The sequence below is a fragment of the Brevundimonas abyssalis TAR-001 genome, from assembly GCF_000466985.1.
Taxonomy (GTDB): domain Bacteria; phylum Pseudomonadota; class Alphaproteobacteria; order Caulobacterales; family Caulobacteraceae; genus Brevundimonas; species Brevundimonas abyssalis.
Genome location: NZ_BATC01000105.1, coordinates 1 through 3201, shown reverse-complemented (window position 1 = coordinate 3201; position 3201 = coordinate 1). Strand labels below are relative to the sequence as shown.

The window sequence follows — 3201 nt, the reverse complement described above, 5'->3', positions numbered from 1 at the left end:
CCTGGCGCGTCGCGCGGGCGGAGGCGGGGCGCCGGTTTCTGGCCAGCGAGGATGACGCCGGCGCCGCGCCGCCGGATCTGACGCAGGGGCGCTGGGTGCTGGCGGGACTGCTGGCCACGGCCGTGGCGGCCCTGGGCGTATACTGGGTCACGGGCGCGCCGGGCATGCCGGATCAGCCGCGCGAGGCCCGGGTCGAGCGCTGGGCCGGCGCCCTCGACACCCTGGACGCGCCGCGTCTGGCCGCCGTGGCCGAGGTGGTGGCGCGGGACAATCCGAATGACCGCGAGGCGCAGGTGTTTCTGGGCCGCGCGCGGTTCGAGGCGGGCGATCCCATCGGGGCGGCCACCGCGTTCCGGCGCGCCCTGACCCTGGACGCCGAGGACCCGGTCAGCTGGTCGCGTCTGGGCGAGGCCCTGACCGCGGCCCAGCAGGGGGTGGTGGGGGGCGACGCCGAGGCCGCCTTCCGCGAGGCGCTGCGCCGCGACCCGAACGCCCAGGCCGCCCGCTATTTCCTGGGCCGCGCCGCCCTGGCCCGGGGCGAGGCGGACGCCGCCCGCGCCCTGTGGGAGCCGCTGCTGACCGAACTGCCGCCGGGCGACGGGCGCCGCGTCCAGCTTCAGGCCGATCTGGCGGCCGTGGAGGAGGGCGCATGAGCTGGCTGCCCCGATCGCCCAAGGCGCGCCGCCGTCTCTGGATCGTCGCCGCCGTGACGCCGGTGCTGCTGCTGGCCGTGGGCCTGTCGCTGTGGGCCATGCGCGACAGCGTGACCTTCTTCTACAGCCCGTCCGAGGTCACCGAGGAGGCCGCGCCCGCGGGCCGCATGATCCGGCTGGGCGGACTGGTGCTGCCGGGCAGCGTCGAGCAGGGCGCCGACGGCTCGGTGGCGTTCTCCGTGACCGACAATGCGGCGGACGCCCGCATCGTGTTCCAGGGGGACCTGCCCGATCTGTTCCGCGAGGGGCAGGGCATCGTGGCGCAAGGGGCGTTCGACGAGGCGCGGGTGTTCCAGGCCACGCAGGTGCTGGCCAAGCACGACGAGACCTACATGCCGCGCGAGGTGGCTGATCGCCTCAGGGAAACCGGCGAGTGGCGCGGCGGCGATGAGCCCGCGCCCTCCAATGCAGCCTATGTGACCGAATGATCGCGGAATTCGGCGCCTTCGCCCTGGCCCTGGCCCTGGCCCTCGCCCTGTTGCAGGCCGCGGCGTCCGGCGCGGGCCGTCTGCTGCGCTCGCCGGTTCTGGCCGGGGCGGGGCAGGGGGCGGCGTTCGCCTCGACGGGCGCGGTGGCGGTGGCTTTCGGCGCCCTGATCTGGGCCTTCGTGGTGTCGGACTTCTCGGTCAGCAACGTGGCCCTGAACAGCCATACGGCCAAGCCGCTATTCTATCGGGTGGCCGGGGCCTGGGGCAGCCACGAGGGCTCGCTGCTGCTGTGGTGCCTGGTCATGACGGCCTTCGGCGCCGTGCTGGCGCTGGGGCGCGGCCTGCCGTTCGGGCTCAAGACATCGGCGGTGGCGGTGCAGGGCGGGCTGAACGCCCTGTTCCTGGCCTTCACGGTGTTCACCTCCAACGCCTTCACGCGTCTGGATCCGGCGCCGGTGCAGGGCGCCTCGCTCAACCCGCTGCTGCAGGACCCGGCGCTGGCGATCCATCCGCCCATGCTCTACCTGGGCTACGTCGGCTTTTCGGTGTGCTTCTCGCTGGCGGTGGCCGCCCTGATCGAGGGCCGGGTCGATCCGGCGTGGGGGCGGTGGGTGCGGCCCTGGGCGCTGGCGTCCTGGGTGTTCCTGACCATCGGCATCGCCCTCGGGTCGTTCTGGGCCTATTACGAACTGGGCTGGGGCGGCTGGTGGTTCTGGGACCCGGTGGAGAACGCCTCGTTCCTGCCGTGGCTGGCGGGGGCGGCCCTGCTGCACTCGGCCATCGTGACGGAGAAACGCGGGGCGCTGGCGGGCTGGACCGTGTTCCTGGCCCTGATGGCGTTCACCTTCTCCATGCTGGGCGCCTTCCTCGTGCGTTCGGGGGTGCTGACCTCGGTGCACGCCTTCGCGGTGGACCCGGAGCGCGGCATGCTGCTGCTGGCCATCCTCGGCGTGGCGGCGGGCGCGGCCTTCGCCCTGTTCGCCTGGCGCGCGCCGGGCCTGCCCAAGGGCGGGGTGTTCGCACCGGTCAGCCGCGAGAGCAGTCTGGTCCTCAATAATCTGTTCCTGTCGGCGGCGGCGGCCACGGTGCTGCTGGGCACCCTTTATCCGCTGATGCTCGAGGCGGTGACCGGCGAGACCATCTCGGTGGGGCCGCCCTATTTCAACCTGACCTTCACCCCGCTGATGGCGGTGGCCCTGATCATCCTGCCCGCCGGGCCGCTGCTGGCGTGGAAGCGGGCGGACCTGAAGGGCGTGGTCCAGCGTCTGACCCTGGCCTTCGCCGTGGCGATGGCGGCGGCCCTGATCGCCCTGTTCGTGTTCGATCCCATGAAGGCCATGGCGGCGGCGGGCATCGGGCTGGGCGTGTGGCTGATCGCGGGCGCCTGGCCGAGCTGGCCGAACGCATCCGGCTGTTCCGGGCGCCCCGCGCCGAGGTGTGGCGGCGGCTGACCGGCCTGCCCGTGGGCGCCTTCGGCATGACCCTGGCCCATGCGGGGCTGGGTCTGTTCGTCATGGGGGCGGTGGCCGAGACGGCCTTCAAGATCGAGGCGGTGGCGGTGACGGCGCCCGGCGGACCGGTCGCCGTGGCGGGGCCTTGGCATGTGACCCTGGACGATGTGCGCATCGTCGAGGGGCCGAACTATCTGGCCGAACAGGGCGTGTTCACCGTGGCCCGCGAGGACGGTGCGGGCGCGCGCACCCTGACGGCCGAGCGGCGCTTCTTCCCGGCGGGCGGGCAGACCACCACCGAGGTGGGACTGGATTTCCGGGGCCTGGACGACGTCTATGTGGTGCTGGGCGAGCGGCGGGCGACCGAGACCCTCGCCCAGGCCTGGACCGTGCGGGTGCACTGGAACCCGTGGGCGCGGCTGATCTTCCTGGGGCCGACGCTGATGGCGCTGGGCGGGCTGGTGTCCCTGTCGGACCGCCGGCTGCGGTTCGGGGTGGCCGGGAGTAAGCGGGGATGAGGGTGCCTCTGACATTCTCCTCCCTCGCGCAGCGGGGGAGGGGGAGCCATCCGAAGGATGGTGGGAGGGGGCGACTCCGTCCACCGGGTCC

2 protein-coding genes and 1 pseudogene are annotated in these 3201 nt (G+C 73.4%); all 3 read left to right on the top strand.

Annotated features, from left to right (window positions below):
- On the top strand, positions 1-653 hold a 653-nt coding region (locus tag MBEBAB_RS14630; protein WP_045319471.1), incomplete at its 5' end, for a tetratricopeptide repeat protein.
- Positions 650-1141 (top strand): cytochrome c maturation protein CcmE, encoded by a 492-nt coding sequence (gene ccmE, locus MBEBAB_RS14625; RefSeq protein WP_021698761.1) that lies wholly within the window; start codon positions 650-652, stop codon positions 1139-1141. The genes MBEBAB_RS14630 and ccmE, both read left to right, overlap by 4 nt.
- A pseudogene (locus MBEBAB_RS14620) lies at positions 1138-3110 on the top strand (heme lyase CcmF/NrfE family subunit). The gene ccmE and the pseudogene MBEBAB_RS14620 overlap by 4 nt, the downstream one beginning before the upstream one ends.
- Positions 3111-3201: the final 91 nt, after the last annotated feature.